General features: G+C 76.8%; 16 protein-coding genes and 1 pseudogene. 11 read left to right on the forward strand and 6 right to left on the reverse strand.

Annotated features, from left to right (window positions below; translation table 11 throughout):
* Positions 1 to 117 precede the first annotated feature (117 nt).
* The 5 genes and pseudogenes from JE024_RS32695 to JE024_RS32715 all read left to right on the forward strand — a co-directional run bounded on the left by JE024_RS32695 (position 118) and on the right by JE024_RS32715 (position 4,374).
* Entirely contained in the window at positions 118 to 1,449 is a 1,332-nt protein-coding gene (locus JE024_RS32695; RefSeq protein ID WP_244883303.1) for a condensation protein, read from the forward strand.
* Positions 1,446 to 2,168, forward strand: coding sequence for a class I SAM-dependent methyltransferase (locus JE024_RS32700; protein ID WP_205377505.1), 723 nt, complete (start codon positions 1,446 to 1,448; stop codon positions 2,166 to 2,168). The genes JE024_RS32695 and JE024_RS32700 overlap by 4 nt, the downstream gene beginning before the upstream one ends.
* Positions 2,169 to 2,170: 2 nt before the next feature.
* A pseudogene (locus tag JE024_RS32705) lies at positions 2,171 to 3,055 on the forward strand (hypothetical protein); the annotation flags it as partial.
* Positions 3,056 to 3,271: 216 nt separating this feature from the next.
* A complete protein-coding gene (locus JE024_RS41360) occupies positions 3,272 to 3,559 on the forward strand; it encodes a Trm112 family protein (RefSeq protein ID WP_244883607.1) in 288 nt (95 codons plus the stop codon).
* A complete protein-coding gene (locus tag JE024_RS32715; RefSeq protein WP_205377506.1) occupies positions 3,556 to 4,374 on the forward strand; it encodes an FkbM family methyltransferase in 819 nt (272 codons plus the stop codon). Before JE024_RS41360 ends, JE024_RS32715 begins: the two co-directional genes overlap by 4 nt.
* 99 nt (positions 4,375 to 4,473) lie before the next feature.
* Here JE024_RS32715 and JE024_RS32720 read toward each other — a convergent pair whose 3' ends face one another.
* The 4 genes from JE024_RS32720 to JE024_RS32735 form a co-directional block, all read right to left on the reverse strand.
* Positions 4,474 to 6,240, reverse strand: a complete 1,767-nt coding sequence (locus JE024_RS32720) for an SDR family oxidoreductase (protein ID WP_205377507.1) — start codon at positions 6,238 to 6,240, stop codon at positions 4,474 to 4,476.
* Entirely contained in the window at positions 6,237 to 7,109 is an 873-nt protein-coding gene (locus JE024_RS32725; RefSeq protein ID WP_205377508.1) for a M24 family metallopeptidase, read from the reverse strand. The genes JE024_RS32720 and JE024_RS32725 overlap by 4 nt, the downstream gene beginning before the upstream one ends.
* A 98-nt stretch (positions 7,110 to 7,207) precedes the next feature.
* Complete coding sequence (locus JE024_RS32730) at positions 7,208 to 8,416, reverse strand: PDR/VanB family oxidoreductase (protein ID WP_205377509.1); 1,209 nt, start codon at positions 8,414 to 8,416, stop codon at positions 7,208 to 7,210.
* A 103-nt stretch (positions 8,417 to 8,519) separates the two neighbouring features.
* Positions 8,520 to 9,398 (reverse strand): metal-dependent hydrolase, encoded by an 879-nt coding sequence (locus tag JE024_RS32735; RefSeq protein ID WP_205377510.1) that lies wholly within the window; start codon positions 9,396 to 9,398, stop codon positions 8,520 to 8,522.
* 137 nt (positions 9,399 to 9,535) lie between these two features.
* Between JE024_RS32735 and JE024_RS32740 the strand changes: the two genes are divergently transcribed.
* Positions 9,536 to 10,198 (forward strand): TetR/AcrR family transcriptional regulator, encoded by a 663-nt coding sequence (locus tag JE024_RS32740; protein ID WP_205377511.1) that lies wholly within the window; start codon positions 9,536 to 9,538, stop codon positions 10,196 to 10,198.
* A gap of 27 nt (positions 10,199 to 10,225) precedes the next feature.
* Here the strand turns inward: JE024_RS32740 and JE024_RS32745 are convergent, their stop codons facing one another.
* The gene (locus tag JE024_RS32745) at positions 10,226 to 12,922 is read right to left on the reverse strand and encodes a SpoIIE family protein phosphatase (protein ID WP_205377512.1); all 2,697 of its coding nucleotides are present in this window, start codon (positions 12,920 to 12,922) and stop codon (positions 10,226 to 10,228) included.
* Between the two features lie 265 nt (positions 12,923 to 13,187).
* On the opposite strand from JE024_RS32745, the gene JE024_RS32750 reads away from it, so the two are divergent.
* Positions 13,188 to 14,306: a PP2C family protein-serine/threonine phosphatase gene (locus JE024_RS32750; protein ID WP_205377513.1), complete on the forward strand. Its 1,119-nt coding sequence runs from the start codon at positions 13,188 to 13,190 to the stop codon at positions 14,304 to 14,306.
* A 55-nt stretch (positions 14,307 to 14,361) separates the two neighbouring features.
* Here JE024_RS32750 and JE024_RS32755 read toward each other — a convergent pair whose 3' ends face one another.
* Positions 14,362 to 15,480: a winged helix DNA-binding domain-containing protein gene (locus JE024_RS32755; RefSeq protein ID WP_205377514.1), complete on the reverse strand. Its 1,119-nt coding sequence runs from the start codon at positions 15,478 to 15,480 to the stop codon at positions 14,362 to 14,364.
* Between the two features lie 359 nt (positions 15,481 to 15,839).
* On the opposite strand from JE024_RS32755, the gene JE024_RS32760 reads away from it, so the two are divergent.
* From JE024_RS32760 to JE024_RS32775, 4 genes are all read left to right on the forward strand, one after another.
* Positions 15,840 to 16,436: an ankyrin repeat domain-containing protein gene (locus JE024_RS32760; protein WP_205377515.1), complete on the forward strand. Its 597-nt coding sequence runs from the start codon at positions 15,840 to 15,842 to the stop codon at positions 16,434 to 16,436.
* Entirely contained in the window at positions 16,433 to 17,560 is a 1,128-nt protein-coding gene (locus JE024_RS32765; RefSeq protein WP_205377516.1) for a YncE family protein, read from the forward strand. The genes JE024_RS32760 and JE024_RS32765 overlap by 4 nt, the downstream gene beginning before the upstream one ends.
* A 252-nt stretch (positions 17,561 to 17,812) precedes the next feature.
* Positions 17,813 to 18,016 carry a cold-shock protein gene (locus JE024_RS32770; RefSeq protein WP_147988844.1) on the forward strand — a complete coding sequence of 68 codons (204 nt, stop codon included), beginning with the start codon at positions 17,813 to 17,815 and terminating at the stop codon, positions 18,014 to 18,016.
* Positions 18,017 to 18,727: 711 nt separating this feature from the next.
* On the forward strand, positions 18,728 to 20,248 hold the full coding sequence (locus tag JE024_RS32775) for a hypothetical protein (RefSeq protein ID WP_244883304.1): 1,521 nt from the start codon (positions 18,728 to 18,730) through the stop codon (positions 20,246 to 20,248).
* The last annotated feature ends 168 nt before the right edge of the window (positions 20,249 to 20,416 follow it).

Below are 20,416 nucleotides of genomic sequence, written 5' to 3' on the forward strand. Positions count from 1 at the left end.
GACCGGAGCCGGGGCCGCCGCGGCCCGCCGGAACGGCGCCCGGTGGCGGGTACGGGCACGGCCCCCGGGCCGGGCCCGGACGGGATGTCAGCACGGAAGCAGGAGAGGGGCCGAGCGATGACCGCAGCACACGAGATCGCCGGGGCGCGCGCCGGAGGCGGAGCGGGGGCACCGCCGACGGGGGCCGTGCCGTTCTCCGTCGTGGACGAGATCGCGCGCCACTGCGCGGACCCGGCCGAGCCGGACACCGTGCACATCGAGATCCACCTCCCGGGACGGCCCGACCCCGCACGGCTGCGGGCGGCGGTCGACGGGGCGCTCGGACGCCATCCGCGGGTGCTGGTGCGGGAACGGGCCGCCCGGCGGTACGCGCTGCGCTACGTCTGGGAGCTGACCGGCACACCGGACACCGGCGTGGTGTCGTTCCCGCCCGCCGAGCCCGGCGCGCTGGAGGCCGCCCGGGCCCGGGCGCTGGCCGAGCCCCCGCCGCTGACCGCCTCGCCGCCGCTGCGCCTGGAGGTCGTCCGGGAGCCCGGCCGGGAGGGCTCGGTGCTGCTGTTCACGCTGCACCACGCCGCCCTGGACGGCCCCGCGTGCCTGCGGATCGCGGCGACGGCGGCCGACCTGTACAGCGGCACGACCGCGGCGCGGCCGGCGCCCGCCGCCCGTGCCGCCGCCGGCCCTCCCGCGCCGCCGCCCCCGGCGCGGGGGAGCGCGTACGCCCGTGTGGCCCGGGTGGCCGCCGGCGCCCCCGGCCCGCCCGCCCCCGGCAACGGGATGGACCTGTGCGAACTCCCCGTCCCCGCAAGGGGACCCGGTGTGCCCTGGACGGTGAACGACCAGCTCATGGTGGCCACGGCGCTGACCGTCGCCGAGTGGAACCGGCTCCACGGCGCCCCGCGGGGACGGCCGTTGCGGATCACCATGCCCGTCGACGACCGGCCCCGCGGCCCGGAGATGCCGATCGGCAACGGCACCCGGCTCGTCGAGGTCCCGTTCGCCGCCGAGGAGACGGCTCCCGGCGCCGACCCCCGGGAACTGCTGCGCCGCACGGCGGAGCGCACCCGGGCGCTGAAGGCCGTCCCCCGCCCGCCGCTCGGCGCCCCGGCGGCGCTGCTGACCGCCCCCGTCGTCCCGGTGTCCGTCCGCGCGCGGGCGACCCGCGCGCTGCGCCGCGCCGCAGGGCCCTGGACGTCCACCACCCTGCTCAGCAACATCGGACGCATCCCGTACCCGCTGGACTTCGGCGACGCGGGCCGGGCGAGCGCCGTCTGGTTCTCCGCCCCCGCGCGGATGCCCCGCGGGCTCACCTTCACCACGGCGTCCACCGGCGGGCGGCTGCACCTCGCGCTGCGCTGGTCCCGGGCGCTGCTCGGCGACGAGGACGGCGCCCGGCTGCGCGACCTGTTCGCGCAGCGGCTGGCCGCCGTGGACCAGGGGGCCCGGTGAGCACCGGGCGGCCCGCCGGCCTGCGGGACTTCTACGAGAACCCCGCCGTGCCCGTGGCCTCCGGCGACGCCCGCAGCAGCCGCCAGGCCAGGCTGCTCGCCGCCGCGCTGCGCGGCACCACCGGCGCCCTCGTCCTCGACGTGGGCTGCGGCGACGGGACCGCCGCCGCCACCGCCGCACCCCATCTCGCGGGCCACCGGCTGGTGGGCGTCGACTGGTCGCAGGACGCGCTGCGCCGGGCCCGCACCCGGGTCGACCACGTCGTGCGCGGCGAGTTCGAGCAGGGCGGACTGCCCCTCGCGGACGGCTGCGCCGACGCCGTGCTGTTCAGCGAGGTGATCGAGCACCTGGTGGACCCGGACGGCGCGCTGGACGAACTGCGGCGGGTGCTGCGGCCCGGCGGCCATCTGATGCTGTCCACGCCCAACCTGGCGGCCTGGTACAACCGCGGCCTGCTGCTCGCCGGGGTGCAGCCCGTGTTCTCCGAGGTGAGCCTGCGCGGCATCCACGGCCGGCCGGGGAGCGAGGTCGTCGGGCACCTGCGGCTCTGCACCGCCCGTGCGCTGCGCTCCCTCCTCACCGCCTCCGGCTTCACGGACGTCAGGATCAGCGGCGCCCCGTTCCACGGCGTGCCGCGCGGGCTGCGCCTGCTGGACCGGGCCGCGTGCGCCGTGCCGTCGGCCGCGTCGATCCTGCTGGCGCATGCCCGGCGGAGGTAGCCATGTGGTGGGGGGTGGGGGCGGCACTGGCCGCCAATCTGCTGTACAGCGTCGGGTTCGTCCTGGAGAAGCGGGCGCTCGGCGGGCTTCCCGCGCTGTCCGCCGGGCGCCCCCTGCGCACCGTGCTGATCCTCGCCACGAGCCCGGCGTGGATCGCCGGATCCCTCGCCCTGGCCGCCGGGTTCGCCGCCCAGCTCGTCGTGTACCGGTCCCTGCCGATCGCGGCCGCGCAGGGCATCTTCGTCTCCGGCATGGTGCTGCTCCTGCTGCTGTCGTCGGCCGTCCTCGGGGAGAAGCCGTCCGGCCGGGAGCGGTGGGCCCTCGGGGCGGTGCTGGTCGCGCTGTTCATGGTGGTCGGCTCCGTCCGGGAGGGCGAGGACACCGTGGGCACCGGCGCGCCCGCGGCCCTGGTGCTCCTGGTGAGCGTGCCCACGCTGGGCGCCGGGGTGTGGCTCTACCGGCAGGTCGAACGGCGCTCCCGCAAACGCCACCGGGTGCCGACCAACGGCATCGGCTACGGGGTGGCGGTCGGCCTGCTGTACGGCGTGAGTTCGCTGGCCGTCAAGGGCGCCTCGGGCCTGCTGGCGAGCGAGGGTCCGGCAGCGGCGGCGCGTTCGCTGCCGGCCTCCCCGTACCCGTACCTGCTGCTGGTGACGGCGGGCGCCGGGCTCGTGATGTCCCAGACGGCGCTCCAGCGGTGCCGCGCCTCGCTGATCGTGCCGGTGTGCACGACGGTGAGCTGCGTGTTCACGGCGGTCCTCGGGACGTTCACCTTCGGCGAGACGCTGCCCGACGACCCGTCGGCGCTGATCCTGCGGGTGGCGGGCACGGCGCTGGCCCTGTCGGTGCTGCTGGCCATGCCCCGCCACGACGCGGCCCCGGACGCTCCCGAAGCCCCGCCCGTCCGGGCCGCCGCGGCGCCCGGCGACGCCCCCGCGGCGCCCGCCGCGCCCGTGCCGCCCTGGCCCGCGCCCCTGCCGCAGCGCGCCGCCGCCCGGCGGCGGCACCCCTGCCGCCCGCGCGCCCCGGACCGCACCGCCCGCCGGCGCCGCACCCGCATCCGTACCCGAGCCCCAACCGCCCCTTCCGACTGGAGACCGTCCATGAAGCCCGACGACCCGCTGCTGAAGATCCTGGCCTGCCCGCTCGACAAGGGCCCGCTGACCCTGCTCCCCGACCGGGACGCCCTCCTCAACCCCCGCCTCCAGCTCAGATATCCGGTGGTGGACGGCATACCCCAGCTGCTCCCGTCCTCCGGCGTCCGGATCACGGCGGACGGCCCGGAGCCCCGTGACGCCGCCGCGCGCACGGCGGACGGCCCGCAGCCCCCTGACGGGACCGCGCGCACCGAGGCCGTCTCCGGGCCCCGTGACGGGACGGCGGGGGAGTGACCACGCCCGCGGCGGCGCTCGCCGCCCGGCTGCCGGTCCGCTGGGTCGGCGCGGCGGCCCGCGCGCTCTACCCGCGCCTGGAACCGGAGCTGGCCCGGCTCGCCGACTACTGCCCGGCCGGGGGCACGGCCGTCGACGTGGGGAGCTGGTACGGCCCCTGGGCACGACGGCTCGCGGACCGCTGCGACCGGGTGGTCGCCGTCGAGCCCGTGGCCCATCTGGCGGGCTATCTGCGGACGTCCCTGCCGGGCAACGTCCGGGTCGTGCACGGCGCCGCCTGCGACCGCGAGGGCACGGCCAGGCTCTGGCTGCCCGAGGGGGACCAGGGCGACCGCGGGCTGTCGTCGCTGACCCGCAGCGGGGTGCACGCGCACAGCGTGGAGGTGCCCGCGCTCACCGTCGACGCCCTGGGCCTCGGCGACGTGGTGTTCGTCAAGATGGACGTGGACGGCGGCGAACTCCCGGCGCTGCGCGGCGCGGAGGGCACCCTGGCCCGGCAGCGGCCCGCGCTGCTGATCGAGCTGGAGGCCCGCATCCAGGAGCCCGCCCCGGTGGTCGGTCTGCTGGCCGGGCTCGGCTACCAGGGCTGGGTGCTCCCGGACCGGGCCTGGGTGGCGCTGGCGGACTTCGACCTCGCCGCCCACCAGGAGCGCACCGAGCACCTGGTGCACCGCGGCATGCTGCGCCGCACCCTGTCCCCGGGCGGCGCCCGCTCCGGCACCGCCGCGCGGCGGGAGCGGTACGTCAACTCGGTCCTGTTCCTGCCCGAGGGCCGCGACCCCGGGTACGCGCGCGCCGCCCCGTACGGCGCCTGACCACCGGCCCCGCGCCGAACACCGGCCCGCGCGCCGGAACACGGACCCCGGCGCCGGAACACGGCCCGCCGCCGCCCCGGGGCGGCGGCGGGCCCGGCCTCAGCGGCCGATGTCGAGCCGGGCCGCGGCCCGCAGCACTCCGGGCGCGAGACGGCTGAGCACCCGCGCCGCCCGTGCCTCGAACGTCACGGGGACGACGGCGCGGCGGCCGGCGACGGCGCGCAGGATCTGGTCGGCGACCTTCTCCGGCGGGTAGTTGCGCCGGGCGTACATCTTCGAGACGCGCTTCTGCCGGGCCGCCTGCTGCGCGGCGTCCAGGCCGGAGAACGTCGTCGTCGCGGTGATCCCGGTCCTCACCACGCCCGGGCAGATCGCGGAGACCCCGATCCCGTGCCCGGCCATCTCGGCGCGCAGGCAGTCCGAGAGCATCAGCACCGCCGCCTTGCTGGTCGCGTAGGCGGCCAGCACCTTGGAGGGCAGATAGGCGGCCGCGGATGCGAGGTTGACGATGTGTCCGCCCCGGCCCCGCTCCGTCATCAGGGCGCCGAAGGCCCGGCAGCCGTGGATCACGCCCCAGAGGTTGACGTCGAGGACGCGCTGCCACTCCTTCTCCGTGGTCTCCAGGAAGGTGCCGGAGTGGCCGATGCCCGCGTTGTTGACCACGATGTCGGGCACGCCCTGGCGGGCGGCGACCTCGGCGGCGAAGGCGTCCACGGCGGGACCGTCGGAGACGTCCACCCGCCAGGCGTGCGCCGTCGCCCCCAGCAGCCCGGCCAGCTCGGCCGTCCGCTCCGCGGCCGCCAGGTCGAGATCGCACAGGGCCAGATCGGCGCCCTGTTCGGCGAAGGCCAGCGCGGTCGCCCGGCCGATCCCGCCGCCCGCCCCGGTGACCACCGCGAGCTTGCCCGCGAACGGCCCCCGGCGGCCGTCCTGTCCGGCGGGCGGCCCCGCCGGGAGCGGACGGCCCTCGCGTTCGGCGACGAATTCCCCGACCAGACGGGCCACGACGGGTCCTTTCTCCAGGAGCGCCGACCAGTGTCCGGCGTCGAGTGTGTGCTGTCGCAGGTCGGGCACCCAGCGCCCGAGGTCCTCGGCGAGGGCGGCGCCGACGTAGTGGTCCCGCCGGAGCCCGACGAGCTGCACGGGCACGTCCGTCGGCCGGTGCCGCGGACGCAGCAGCCGGGGCAGCATGTTGGCCCGGTACAGGCTGATGCCGTGCACGGCGTCGTCGGCCAGCGTCGGCTGCGGGTGCTCCGGGCGGGGCGTGACGCCCTCGGCGACCCGCAGCACCGTGTCCCAGCGGCCGGCCAGCCCGTGGCGCCAGGCGGCCGGCGCCACCACCGGCAGATGGAAGGCGCCGATGTACCAGGAGTGCCCCAGCTGGTTGAGCAGCTGCCCGATGTGACGGGGCGTCGGGTTCGCCATCCGGCGGCGTATCCAGTGCCCGACGTGGTCGAGGCAGGGCCCGGACAGCGAGGTGTACGAGGCGATCCGCCGCCGGGCGTCGGGCCGGGTCACGGCCTCCCAGGACTGGATGGATCCCCAGTCGTGGGCGACCAGGTGCACGGGGCGGCCGGGGCTGACCGCGTCGGCCACCGCGAACAGGTCGTCGGCCAGCAGCTCCAGCCGGTAGTCGCGGCGCCGTGCCGGACGGCCGGACGCGCCGGCGCCGCGCACGTCGTAGCGGACCACGTGGTGGTCCGCGGCGAGGGCCGCCGCGACGTCGTCCCACACCCGGTGGGTGTCCGGGTAGCCGTGCACCAGCAGCACGGTGGGCCGGTCCTCGGCGCCCTGCTCCCACACCGCGAGCCGGACGCCGCGGCCGGTGACCTCGCGCCGGCGCGGGGCCGGCGTGGCGGCGCTCATCGGGCGGCCCCCGGCTTCAGGCGGCGCACGTGCGGCAGGTCGTCGTCGAGCCAGTAGGCGTCGTCCTCGGTGACGACCAGCAGCTCCTCGAACTTCAGGCCCACGTCGCGGAAAGCGATGTGCGGTTCGACGGCCCACAGCCCCGGCGTGGGCGCGTGCCGGGAGGAGCGGCCGTCCGCCCACAGCGGGGAACGGCCGTGCAGGCGCTCGCCCACCAGCTCCCGCCCGAGCGTCTGGAGGGTGCGCACGCCGAAGCCGAGGACGTTCACGCCCGCCGGCCCCCGGGAGGTGGTCCGGGTGACCTGGTGGCCGATCACCCGGCCGGGGTAGACCCGGTGGCGGTTGTCGTACCCGTGGCGGGCGATCAGGGCGTCGACGGCGGCGTACACCTCGGCGAGCGTCCTGCGGGCCCGCACCTCACGGACGATCAGCTCCCGGTACTCGCCGAGGTCGAGGGCGATCCGGTCCCAGACGGGGTTGTCGCCGAGCTTGCCCGCGTAGCCGATGTCGGCGGTGTAGCCGTCGGCCACGGGGGCGCAGTCGAGCACGTACGGCATGCCCTCGGCCAGCGGACGGCCGCCGGCGAAGAACTGCAGCGGGGTGCGGAAGTTCCGGAACGCCGTCCGGTCGCCGAACCAGGCGAACGGGATGTGGAAGAAGTCCCGGACGCCCTCGGCGACCAGTTCCCGCCGCAGCCTCGCGGCCGCCTGGCGCTCGGTGACACCGGGCCCGAGCCAGTCGCCGACCCGCTGCGCGCAGGCGTAGGCGAGCTGCTGGAGTTCGCGGAAGCGGCTCAGATCGGTGTCGTCGTAGGGGAAGGAGGGGACGCGCGCGGAGCGTGTCCCGCGGACGGGTGCGTGGGTGCTCATGTTCGTGCCTTCGGTCGGGGAAGGGCGGGGACGCGACAGCGGGGGAGGGGCCTGCCGTCCCGGCACGGATGCGGGGGCCGGGATCCGGACGGGCGGCCCTACAGGTCCAGTTCGAGGCGGGCGCCCTCGGGCGCGCGGGAGACGCACACCCGCATCCGGCCCTCCGCGCGCTCCTGATCGGTGAGCCGTCCGTCGCGGTGCTCGACCGGTCCGGCGCCCACCCGCACGGTGCAGACGCCGCAGAAGCCCTGCCGGCAGGAGTACGGCGTCGCCGGGTCGCGCTTCAGCAGCACGTCGAGGACGGACCTGTCCGCCGGTACGGCGAGGACCTCGCCGCTGCGGCGCAGCGCGATCTCGAACGGCCGCCCGTCCCTGACGGGCGCGGCGGTGAAGCGCTCGGCGTGGAGCGAGCGCGCGCCGCCGGCGTCGAAGGCGGCGCGCACGGCGTCGAGCATCGGGCCGGGGCCGCAGCAGTAGACCGCGCGGCCGGCGGCCCGGCGCAGCAGGGCCGCGCCGTCGGGGACGCCGTGCTCGTCGTCCGCCAGCAGCTCCACCCGGCCCTTTGCGCCCGCGAGTTCGCCGAGTTCGCCGGCGAACGGCATGGACGCCCGGGAGCGGCCGGTGTGCACCAGGTGCCAGTCGAGACCGCGCCGGGCCGCCTCGCGGGCCATGGGCAGCACGGGGGTGATGCCGATGCCGCCCGCGAGGAACAGCACCGACGGCTCGGCGGCGAACGGGAACGCGTTGCGCGGTCCCTTGACGCCCACCCGGGTGCCGGCCGGCAGCGCGTCGTGCACCTCGTCGGAGCCTCCGCCGGGGCCGCCGGTGCGGCGGACGGCTATCCGGTAGGCGTACCGGTCGCCGGGGTCGCCGCACAGCGAGTACTGGCGGGTGCGGCCCGACGGCAGCAGCAGGTCGAGGTGGGCGCCGGGCTGCCAGCGGGGGAGCGGGGCGCCGTCCGGGGCCGTCAGCCGCAGGGCCACGACTCCGTCGGCCGGGTGCTCGCGGGAGGCGACCACGAGGGCGAGGGAGGCGGGGCGCGGCGCGGGCCGGGGCGGTGTGCGGCGCCCGCCGGCGGTGACCAGCGGCAGATACCGGTCGGAGAAGGCGGCCAGGAACCGCATCAGCCGGTCGCCGCGCTCGCGGCCGTAGAGGTCGGGCGGCAGCTCTTCCGCCGCTCCGGCCCCCGGAGCTGCCCGGGCGTCGTCCGGTGCCGGCCGCGCGGGGTCGACCCGCGGCGGTGCGGGGTGGTCCGGTGGCGGCCCGGCGGCGGGATCGGGTGGCGCGGTGGCGCGTCGGCGGCTCATCGGGGCGGGTCCTCGTCTCGGGGAGGGTCTCGGGGCGGGGTCTCGGGCGGGCACGGCCTCGGCGGGGCCCCGGGCGGGCGCCCGGGACCGCTCGCGGAAGCGGTCAGTGCGCTGCCGCGCGGGCGGCGGGGGAGGCGGCGAGATAGGCCACCGCCTGCCGGGTCGAGCCCTCCTGCGTGGGGTGGTAGGCCGGGCTCAGGTAGCGGGAGGCGGAGCGCGTCAGCCTGCCGAGCCCCGGCAGCACACCGCGCCGCGCCCCGTCGGCGTACCCGCGCCAGGTGGGCTTCGCGCCGCGCGGCAGCGAGGGGTCGGCGGCCATCAGGAAGCGGGCGCCGCGGATCCACAGGTGGAACAGGACGGGACCGGCGACGAACAGGGTGCGGATCCGCCTGCGGTAGCCGGGGTCGAGGTGCCGCAGCAGGTCGTACGCCACACTGCGGTGCTCGACCTCCTCCGCGCCGTGCCAGCGCAGCAGGTCGAGCATCACCGGGTCCGCCCCGGCGCGGTCGAGACCGTCCGCGTTGAGCACCCAGTCGCCGAGGAAGGCCGTGAAGTGCTCGACGGCCGCGATGATCGCCACCCGTTCGACGACGTGCTCGCGCGCCCGGGCGGCCGGCAGCCCCGGCCGTTCGCCCAGGACGCGCCGGAAGACGAACTCGACCTGGCGGATGTAGGGCCCCGGGTCCAGACCCTGCGTCAGGAGGTGGTCCAGCACGCCCTGGTGGGCTTCGGCGTGCACGGCCTCCTGGCCGATGAACCCGAGCACCTCCTCGCGCAGCTTCTCGTCGGTGATCATCGGCACCGCCTCCCGGAAGGTGCGCACGAACCAGCGCTCGCCCTCCGGCAGCAGCAGGTGCAGCACATTGACCACATGGGTGGCCATCGGGCGGCCGGGGATCCAGTGCAGGGGCAGCGCACCCCAGTCGAAATGGACGTCGCGGGCCCGCAGGACCAGGTCGTCGTGGTCTTCCGTGCTGCTCATGGACACACTCCTCCGTCACGAGGATGAGGGGGCCGGACACGGGCGCCCGGGCGGGGGACCGCCCGCCGCGGGACGCGCCCTGTTGAGGATTACTCAACAGTAGAAGTTATAGACTTTCTGTCAATAGGATGGACCGCATGGCACGACGCACCCCCGCCGCCCGCCCGTCGCGGATGCTCCCGGCCGACCGCCGGACGCAGATCCTCGAAGCCGCCCGCCGGCTCCTGGAGTTCCGCCCCGTCGACGAACTGTCCGTGGAGTCCGTCGCCCGCGAGGCGGGCGTCTCCCCCGGGCTGCTCTTCCACTACTTCGGATCCCAGCGGAGGTTCCGTCAGGCCGTCCTGGAGGCGGCTGCCGACGAACTGCTCGCCCATGTCCGCCCCGACCCCGCGCTCAGCCCCGCCGAGCAACTGCGCGCCGGCATCACGACGTTCACCGACCACGTCACCCGCTACCCGGCGGTCTACCGCGCCGTCACCCGTCTCGGCGCCGCCGCCGGCGTGCGCACCCTGCACCGGTCGGCCCGCTCCACGCTCGCCGGCTGGCTGCACACCGCGCTCGCCGGCGCCGGGGCGCCGGCCACCCCCGCCGTCACCCTCGCGGTCACCGGATGGCTCGCCTGCATGGAGGAGATCGTCCTCGCCTGGCTCGACGAGCCCACCACGGACCGCCGGAGCCTGGAGGAGCTGTGCGAACGCAGCTTCTACCAGCTCGTCCGGGCCGCCCTGGACGACGAGGAGCAGTGGCTGCTGCTGCGCGAACGGGTCACCGTCCGCCCGCCCGCGCCGCCGGCCCGGTGAGCCGCCCGGGGCCGCGGGCGCCCGCGGTCACCAGTTCCCGATGCCCTCGAACAGCGCCTCGCCCGGCGGCTGTCCGCCCTCGGCCAGCGACTGCTCGGCCCAGATCACCTTCCCGGCCGGCAGGTAGCGCGTCCCCCACCGGGAGGCGAGCTGCGCCACCAGGAACAGTCCCCGGCCGCCCTCGTCCGTCGCCGTGGCCCGCCGCAGGTGCGGCGAGGTGCTGCTGCCGTCCGACACCTCGCACACCAGCGTGCGGCCCGGATCGTGCAGCAGCCGCACGCCGATCGGCCCGCTGCCGTACCGGACGGCGTTGGTGATCAGCTCGCTCAGCACCAGCTCGGTGGTGAACGCGATGTCCTCCAGCCCCCATTCGGCGAGCCGGCGGCTGCACGCCGCGCGCACCGGACCGACGGCCGACGGCTCCTGCGGCACCTCCCAGGAGGCGACCAGCGAGGGGTCCAGCCGCCGCGTGCGGGCCACCAGCAGCGCGATGTCGTCCCGCCGGCGGGCGGGCACCATCCCGGCGAACACGCCCTCGCAGATCTCCTCCACCGTGCCGTGCGCATGGGCCGCCAGCACCGAGCGCAGCTCCTCCAGGCCGACGTCGATGTCCCGCACCCGGTCCTCGACCAGCCCGTCCGTGTACAGCACCAGCCGGCTGCCCTCGGGCAGCACCAGCTCCGTGGACTCCACCGGCAGCGAGCCGACGCCCAGCGGCGGCGACACCGGCACCCCGACGAACTCCACCGTGCCGTCGGGGTGCACCAGCGCGGGCGCCAGGTGCCCGGCGGACGCCAGGGTGCACCGCCCGGAGACCGGGTCGTAGACCGCGTACAGGCAGGTTGCCCCGGTGGTGCCCTCACCCGCTCGGCGCTCCTCCCGGTCGAGGTGGCCCACCAGGTCGTCGAGCCGGGTCAGCAGCTCGTCCGGCGGCAGGTCGAGGGTGGAGAAGTTGTGCACCCCGGTCCGCAGCCGGCCCATGGTCGCCGCGGCGTGCAGACCGTGCCCGACCACGTCCCCGACGACCAGGGCCACCCGCAGGCCGGGCAGCGGGATGATGTCGAACCAGTCGCCGCCCACCCGCGCCTGCGCGGGCAGGTACCGGTACGCGGTGTCGAGCGCCGGCTGGCTCGGCAGCACATGCGGGAGCAGGCTGCGCTGGAGCGTCTCGGCCATGGTGTGCTCACGGGTGAAGCGGCGGGCGTTGTCGATGGCGACGGCGGCCCGCGCCGCCAGTTCCTCGGCGAACGACAGGTCCTCCTCCCCGAACGGCTCCGCCCGCTGCGCCCGCCAGAAGCTGACCATCCCGAGCACCACCCCGCTGGCCTGGAGCGGCACGGTGACCAGCGAGTGCACCCCGTAGGCGAGCGCCCCCGCGGCGCCCTGCGGGTCCTGCGCCCGCCACGCCTCCGCGCTCCCCAGATTCGCCTCCAGCACCGCGTGGCCGCCGGCCATCGCCCGCGCCATCGGTGTCGCGTGGGCGACGAACCGTACCGGGTCGCCCACGGGCTGGAACGGATGGTCCGGATCCACGCCGCTGAGCGCGGCACGCCGCATCGTCGTCGGCGGATCCGGCGGGTCGTCGCCGCTCAGCACGGCGTCCGGCAGCTCGACGGTGACGAAGTCGGCGAACCGCGGCACCGCCACGCCCGACAGCTCCTCGGCCGTCCGTACCACGTCCAGGGTGGTCCCGATCCGCACGCCCGCCTCGTAGAGGATCTTCAGCCGCTCCCGGGCCACCTCGGCCGTGCCCGCGAGCGACCGCAGCTCCGTGGTGTCGCGCAGGGTGGCCACGCAGCCCGAGCTGCCGCCGTACGGCGCCGTCGGCCGGGTGTTCACCGCCAGCAGCCGGTCACCGGCCAGGTGCACCTCGTCGGTCACCGACCGGCCGGACACGAGCAGGGCGGCGATGCCCTCGTCGAGGCCCAGCTCGGTGACCGGACGCCCGTCCGCCTCCCGGGTGATCTCCAGCAGCCGGCGGGCCTCGTCGTTGGCCAGCACCAGCCGGTTGTCGTCGCCGACGATCAGCACGCCCTCGCGCACCGCGTGCAGCACCGCGTCGTGGTGCTCGTACATGCGGGTCATCTCGCTCGGCCCGATGCCGTGCGTCTGCCGGCGCAGCCGCCGGCTGACCAGCGCGGCGCTGACGGTCGCCAGGGCCAGCGCGGCGCCCGCCGACGTCAGGAACACCGGAAGCTGCCGGTCGACCTCGTCGCCGACGGTGCCGATCTGCACCCCGGCGCCGACCAGACCGATCACCGCCCCGTCGGCCCCCGTGACGGGGGCGATGGCCCGCGCCGCGTCCGTCGGGGCGCCCTTGAAGATCTCGGTGAACGCCCCCTCCCGCAGAGCCCGCTCCACACCTTCGTTCACCTCGCCGACCAGCCGCGGGTCGGTGTCGGCCAGGCGCGTTCCGTCGGTCGCCATGACGTTGATGAAGTCGACGCCCGCCTCCGACCCCGCCTCCGCCATCAGCGGCTGGAGCGCGTCGCCCGGATCGCCGGACCGCAGCGCCGCGACGATGCCGGGGGAGTGGGCGAAGGAGGCGGCCGCCGCCAGCGAGCGCTCCCGGGCGGCCTGCTCGCTCTCGTTGCGTGCCTGGATGACCAGGACGACCAGGGCGGCCGTGATCAGCAGGACGGCGACGACCACCTGGAGGAACAGCACCTGGCCGGCGACGCTGCGGGCGTCCAGCGCGGCCCTGGTCCGCTGCCACCAGGACATCCGCGACGTCCGCGCGCCCCGGGGCGCCCGCCCCTTCACGGCCCCGGGCCCGTGCCGCGCCCGCGCGGGGCGGGCCCGCCACCGCCGGTGGCGGGGTCGGCGTTCCTGGACCGCCCGTACAGCCCGACCATGGTCCCTTTCTAGCATCCGGCCCCGCCCCGGTGCCCCGCCCGCGCACATCCGACCGCCCGCACCGCCCGCCGAACCGGCGCGCCGGTTCGGCGGGCCGGGCGGTCGCGGCGGGAGGTGCGGTACTGATAGGCGAATGGACCGCATCGGCAGGAAATGGCCCAGATACACCCTCGTCGTGCCCTGGACACTGCTCGTCGCCGGGGTGGTGCTGGAGTTCTCCACGCCGGAACGCGTCAGCGCCAGCCCGCTGCTCGCCCTGGCCTGCGTCTTCGCCGGCAGCACCGCCTCGCTGCGGACCACCGTCCACGTGTCGGTCGTCGCGGTCGTCTTCGAGGTCCTCTCCGGCGTCAACCAGGGCGTCTTCGAGGCGCACGAGGTCGTCGAGAACCTCTTCGTCGCGCTGGCCGGGCTCCTCGCGGTGGACCTGAACCGCCTGCTGAACCGCTACGGCCACCGCATCGAGGCCGCGGAGACGGTGGCCAGGGCCGCCCAGCTCGCCCTGCTGCCCGTCCCGCCCCGCGAGGTCGGCGACCTCAGGATCGCCGCCGTCTACCGCACCGCCCAGTCCGACGCCCGGATCGGCGGCGACGTCTACGGCGTCCAGGAGACCCCCTTCGGGGTGCGCGCCCTCATCGGCGACGTCCGGGGCAAGGGGCTCGGCGCCGTGTCGACGGTCGCCGTCCTGCTGGCCGTCTTCCGCGAGGCGGCCGAGGAGGAGCCCGACCTGGTGGCCGTCGCGGACCGGCTGGAGCGCTGCCTGGAGCGCGAGGGCAGACGCCGGGGCGGCCTGGAGCAGACGGAGGGCTTCACCACGGCCCTGCTGGCGGAGTTCCCGCCGGTGGGAGGCCGCTTGCGGCTGCTCAACTGCGGCCACCCCGCGCCGTACGCGGTGGACGCGGACGGCATCCGGAGCCTCGACCCCGGCGACTTCTCCCTGCCGCTGGGCATGGGCCCCCTGGCGGACACCGCGCGGACGGTCGACGAGTACCCGTTCCCGGACGGCGCGAGCCTCGTCCTCGTCACCGACGGCATCACCGAGGCCCGCAACCACGACGGCGCCTTCTTCACGCCGCTCACGGCGCTCGGCGACTGCGACTCGGGTGACCCCGACGCGGTGCTCGAAGCCCTGCTGCGCGCGGTGAGCGCCTGGTCGGGGCCCTCGCCGGACGACGACAGCGCGGTCATGGTGCTGAACCGCTGCCCGGCGCCGCAGGGCGCCCGCCTCCCCGCCGGCTCCACCCGCGCGAGGTGACCGGGTCCCGCCCCGCCGGCCCCACCGCACGAGGTGACCGGGGAGGCGCCGGGGGTCAGCCGGGGCCGAGCAGCCGGGTCCCGGCGGCCGGGAAGCCGCGCGCCCACCAGTGGTCGTAGCGGCGGTAGACCAGCGGGTCCCGGTCCGCCAGCAGGGCCGTCAGCGACACCGCCTCCGCGGCCAGCCCCTCCCACACCGCCTCCGGCAGCCCGTGGAAGGCCGTGGCCTCGATCCCCCCGGCGACCGCCCGCCACACCCCCGCGACCCGGCCGTCCACCAGCAGCGTGGGCAGCACGTCGCCGTTCACCCGGATCACCTCCCGGCGGTACTCGGGCGGTATCACCCGCCCGCGGTCCGCGTAGGCCAGCAGCACGCTGTCCCACATCGCCATCAGCCGCGGCGGCGCCGGGGTGTCCTCGTCCGGCCGCGGCGCCCCGGGGACGTCGAACAGCACGGTGCCCTCCGGGCCCGCCAGCTCCTCCACCTCGCCGTCCAGCGCCCGCACCGCGGCCCTCACCCGGCTCCGGGTGGCCATCGTGAACTGGGCCATGTCCGCCACCGACGCGGGCCCGAAGCCCGCCAGGTACCGCAACAGCAGCATCCGCAGCCCGGCGTCCGCGGCCTGCGGGTCGGCCAGGCGGGGCGGTGTGCCGGGACCGGCCCAGGTGTGCCGGGCCCCGAACGACCAGGGCCCCGGCACCGGCGCGTGCCACAGCGGTGCGTACTGGCGCAGCATCCGCCACGCCGGCGCCTCCAGCGGCGCACCCAGACGCTCCTCGGCCCAGGCCCGCGCCTCGGCGTCCGCACGCGGCCGGCCCGTGTACTCCAGCAGACCCGCGACGAGGCCGGCGGTCTCCTCGGGGCCGAGCCGCGCGGCCCGCAGCGTCGGCTCCATCGCCTCCCGGAACACCCCGAAGTCCGCGGCGTCCACCAGGTGCAGCGTGACCCGCATCAGCGTCGACTTGGCCAGCCGGCGACCGGCCAGCGCCGCGTCCAGGGACGCCGGGTCGAAGCCGTCGATCCGGTTCCACAGCGCCAGGTACGGCGAGGCGTGCTGCTGCGCCTGGAGGGCGACCACCCGCCGCACCGCCTCCACCACGTCCAGCGGCTCCCGCTCCAGCAGCAACTGCCGTGCGAGAGTGGACCGGTTGAGAGCACGCGCGCTGATCACCATGACCGCCATTCTCGCCCGCCGCCCCGCGTCGCCCGGCTCCCGGGTACACGTCCCGCCCCGCGTCGCCCGGCTCCCGGGTACACGTCCCGGGCCGCGCCGCCCCGCTCCCGCGTGCACGTCCCGGGCCGCGGCGCATCGACCGATCGGACGACACCGCCGTCGGCCGGCCGGCCCTCCCGCCCGATCCGCTGTGCCGACCCGCCCGCCCGGGGCGGAGGGCGAGGATGGGACACGGAGGCCGGCCCGCACGGGCCGCGCCGACCCCGGCGGCGCACGCACCCCCCGAAGCGTGCGCCGCCGGCCCCGGGCCGCTCGCACCGGCCCGGCGCGAGGCCGCACCGAGTACGAGGAGCACCGCCATGAACGCGCCCGACCGCGCCCTGCTGGAGGCCGCCGCCCACGGTGACGCCGACGCCGTGCGCGCCGCCCTCGACGGCGGAGCCGCCGTCGACGTCCGCGACGAGCACCGCCGCACACCGCTGCTGCTCGCCGCGCTCGCCGACCACACCGACGCCGCCCGTGTGCTGGTCGCCGCCGGAGCCGACCCCGACGCCCGGGACGACCGGCTCGACAGCCCCTGGCTGGTCACCGGCGTCACCGGCAGCGTCGCGATGATGCGGATCCTGCTGCCCGCGGGCCCCGACCCGACGGTGACCAACCGCTTCGGCGGGGCCTCGCTCATCCCGGCCGCCGAACGCGGCCACGTCGACTACGTGCGCGCCGTGCTCCGCGAGAGCGACGTCGACGTCGACCACGTCAACCAGCTCGGCTGGACCGCCCTGCTGGAGGCGGTGATCCTCGGCGACGGCGGCCGCGCCCACGAGGAGATCGTCGAACTGCTCGTCACCGCGGGCGCCGACCCCGGGCTCGCCGACCAGGACGGCGTCACCGCCCTCGGCCACGCCGAACGGCGCGGCTTCGCCGGGATCGCCGGACTGCTGAGGGCCGTGCGATGAGGCGGGCAGCGAGCGCCGCCGCCGGCGTCGCCGCCCTGGTCGTCCTGGCGACCGGCTGCGCCGCCGGGGCGGACACCGGCCCCGCGCCGCGCGGCACGCCGAGTGCCGCCGCCGGGTCCCCGGCCGCGCCCGCGCCCTCCGGCCGGACGCCCTCGGGGAGCCTGCTGGTGGCCGACTTCGGCGCGGACACCGTCACCTTCGTCGACCCCGCCCGGGGCGCCTTCGACTCGGTCGAGGTCGGCACCGCGCCGTACGGCCTCGTCGTCGGCGACGACGGACGGGCCTGGGTGGCCACCGCCGAGGGCGTCGCCGTCGTCGACACCGCCGGCCGGTCCCGGACCGCCCTGATCCCCTACGAGACGGACGGCATCGGCCCTCCGGAGCACGGCGAGTACCGGGGCGGGGGCATGGGCATCGCGCTCGCGCCGGACGGCCGCCATGTGTACGTCGGCGTCAACCGGCCCGGCGGCGACGGCACGGTGGAGGTCGTCGACACCGCCTCGCTGGAGGTCACCGGCACCGCCGACGTGGGCCGCCGCCCCTTCGACGTGGACGTCTCCCGCGACGGCCGCGAGGTGTACGCGACCGACCACGACTCCTTCGACGTCACCGTGGTGCGCGCCGACACCCTCGCCACGCGGCGGATCGAGGTCGCGCCCTACGGCACCGAGGGCGGTCTGGGCTCGTGGCTCAAGCCGCACTACGCGGTGGTCCGGCCGTCGGACGGCCGCCTGCTGCTGCCGTTCGAGGGCGAGCGGCTGGTGGTCCTCGACCCGGCGAGCGGGGAGTCGCGCGTCGAGCGGATGACCGCCGACACCCACCAGCACGGCGCCGCGATCACCGCCGACGGCACCCTGCTGGTCGTCGGCACCGGCCCGATCGACCCGTCGAGCGACGAGGGCCCCTCGCTGACCGTGCGCGCCCCGGACGGCCGTGAGCGGATCATCCCGCTGGACGGCCCCCACGAGGACGTGGCCGTCTCCGCGGACGGCCGCACCGCCTACGTCACGGGCGGCTTCACCCGGGACGGCTACTGGGACGGGATCACCGTGGTGGACCTGGACTCGGGCGACACCCGGCGTCTGCCGGCGGGCAGCCGTCCGCTGGGTGTGGCGGTCCTCTGAGGGCCGCGGCAGGGGCGCGAGGTGGTTCCGGAACGTCGCGGTCCGCGACCGTTCCGGGACCACCTTCGACCGACTCGGGCCGTGGCTCTCTGGTGGTGGCCGGTTTCGCCGTGTAGCGTCCTTTCACAGATGTCGTGGTTCGCAGTCCCTGCCCGCGCTCCGGCGTGGGCGCTTTGCTGTGCAGTGCAGGACCAGGGCGATCACCTCCGGGTCCGCGCGGTGCGGATCCGATATCGACTGAGAGGCACCGGCATGGCCAGCGGCACCGTCAAGTGGTTCAACTCCGAAAAGGGCTTCGGCTTCATCTCCCAGGACGGCGGCGGCCCCGACGTCTTCGCCCACTACTCCAACATCAACGCCCAGGGCTTCCGTGAGCTCCAGGAGGGCCAGGCCGTCACGTTCGACGTGACCCAGGGCCAGAAGGGCCCGCAGGCGGAGAACATCACCATCGCCTGACGCGCGTACCACCCGCCGCGCCCCCCGGAGCAGCCGCTCCGGGGGGTGCGGTCGTCGGGGGGCGTCCGCGCACCGCGCGGTCGCCGGGCGGCCCCGTACCGCGAGCTTGCTGCCCGGCCCCCTCAACTGCGGTTGCTTCCCGCTCCCTCAGCCGCGGTTGCTGCCCGCTCCCGCACCCGCGGTCCTTCGCCGGCCCGTACCGCCGGTCGTCATCCGCCCCGCCCCGTGCGGTTGTTGCCCCGGCCCCCGTAACCGCGGCTGTCCGCGGGCCCGCACCCGTCCGGTGCGTCCGTGGCCCCGCGCACGCACCGGCCGGGGCCCGTGGGCCGCGGCCCCGGACCGGCCCCCCGGCCCGCGCCACGCCTCTCCGCCCCGGGAGCCCGGGACATCTCAACTGGCGGGCAGCCGTTGATCGTTGCATCCCGCCGTGCTGCAATACCCGCGTGACAGGTCACTCCTGGCTGCGCCGGCGCCTCTTCCTGGACCTCGCGCGGACGTCGTCCGCGGCGTGTTCCGCGCGCCCCTGACCCCGCGCCCCTGACCTGGCGCGCACCCGCGCCCGGTCCTGCGGTCACCCTCTCCCTCCCCTTCCGCGCGTTGCCCGCGCCCTCCCGCGTCGCGCCCGTCCGTCCGCGCGCCCGCGCGCCCCGCCGTGCCGGGGGCCGCCGGCGTGCCGTCCGCGTGCGCCGCCGACCCCAACGGAGCCGCCCCATGCCCGCCCGCAGCATCCCCTCCCGCCCCGTCCCCGCCCCCGGCCGTCCCGCCGACCGGAGCCCCGTCCGCCGCGCCTCGGGCCGCCGCACCCGTCTCGCCGCCCTGGCCGCCGTGCTCGTGACGGCCGCGCCCCTGACGGCCGGCACGGCCGCCGCCACGGCCCCCGCCGCCGCGGCCCCGGCGCCGCCCGCCAACCCCTATGTGGCGCCCGGCGGCGCGGCCGCCATGCACGGCGACAGCGCCTCCTCCGACACCACGCCCCTGGCCGGGCCCGGCACGGGACCCCTGACCTCCCGGCGGACGGCCCTCCAGTCGGCCTGCCCCACCGTCCTCGCCGGGTCCGACGGCATCCCCGTCGCCGTCTGCACCGGCATGTTCGACCGGGCGCCGCACGTCCATCTCCTCGACCCGGCGACCGGCGCCTCCGTGACCACGCTCGACCTGGAGAAGAGCAGCATCCTCGGCGGCATCTACAGCTACCTCGACCACCTCGACCGGCTCGTCGTCGCCGACGGCTCCGGCGATCTGCTGCGGATCGCGCACACCCGGGACGCCGAGGGCCGGTGGCAGCTGAGGATCGTGGAGCGGACGCCGTTCGGCGCGGCGCTGGCGGAGGGGGACTCGGTGGTCGGCCTGGCGCCCGACTGGCAGGGCCGGGTGTGGTTCGCCACCGCGCTGGGGGTCGTCGGCACGGTGGACACCGCCACGGGCGCCGTCCGCCACGGGGCGCTCGGCGAGGGCGTCGCCAACAGCATCTCCACGGCGCCCGGCGGTACCGCCGTCGCCACCGACCATGCCCTGTACCTGCTGACCGCCGGCGCCGACGGCGCCCCGCGCACCGAGTGGCGCCGCGCGTACGACCAGGGCCCGTCCCGCAAGCCCGGCCGGCTCAGCCGGGGCACCGGGGCGACGCCCACCTTCTTCGGCCCCCGCACCGGGGCCGAGTACCTGGCGATCACCGACAACGCGGCGTCGCAGGAGAAGCTGATCGTGCTGACCGCCGACGGCGGCCGCACCATCTGCGAGCTGCCGGTCCTCGCCGCGGACGGCAGCGGCACCGAGAACTCGCCCGTCGGCCACGGCAACAGCGTCTACGTCGCCGACACCTACGGCTATCCCTACCCCGCCGTCCCCGAGGGCGCCGGCGACGCCGTCCCGGCCACGGCGCCGTTCCGGGGCGGTGTCACCCGGGTCGACATCGAGGCGGACGGCGAGGGGTGCGCGGTCAAGTGGACCAGCGCCGTGCGCTCGGCCGCCGTGCCCAAGCTCTCCGTCGCCGACGGAAGGCTCTACACCGTGGAGCGGACCGGGGTGATCGATCCCACCCGGACGGGCATCCTCGACCGGTTCGACGCCGTGTCCCTGGACAGTGCCACGGGCCGGGTCACGGGCCGTCACCACCTGGGCACGGGCTTCCTCTTCGACACGCTCCAGATGGCGGGCAACGTCACCGCCCCGGGCGTGCTCTGGCAGGGCACGGTCACGGGGGTCCTGCGGATCGCGCCGAAGACCTCCTGAGCCCTCCCGTGCCGTCCCGGTGGCGGCACGGACACCGGCGCGCGGCGGCGCGTCCGGTCCGTGGAACGGCTCCGCGGACCGGACGCGCCGCCGCGCGCGAGGCCGGGGGCGCGGTGATCACCGCGCCCCTGGCCCACTCCTTCGGGGGACCGGGCGTGATGTCCGGGA

This window comes from Streptomyces zhihengii (genome assembly GCF_016919245.1).
GTDB classification, from domain to species: Bacteria; Actinomycetota; Actinomycetes; order Streptomycetales; family Streptomycetaceae; genus Streptomyces; species Streptomyces zhihengii.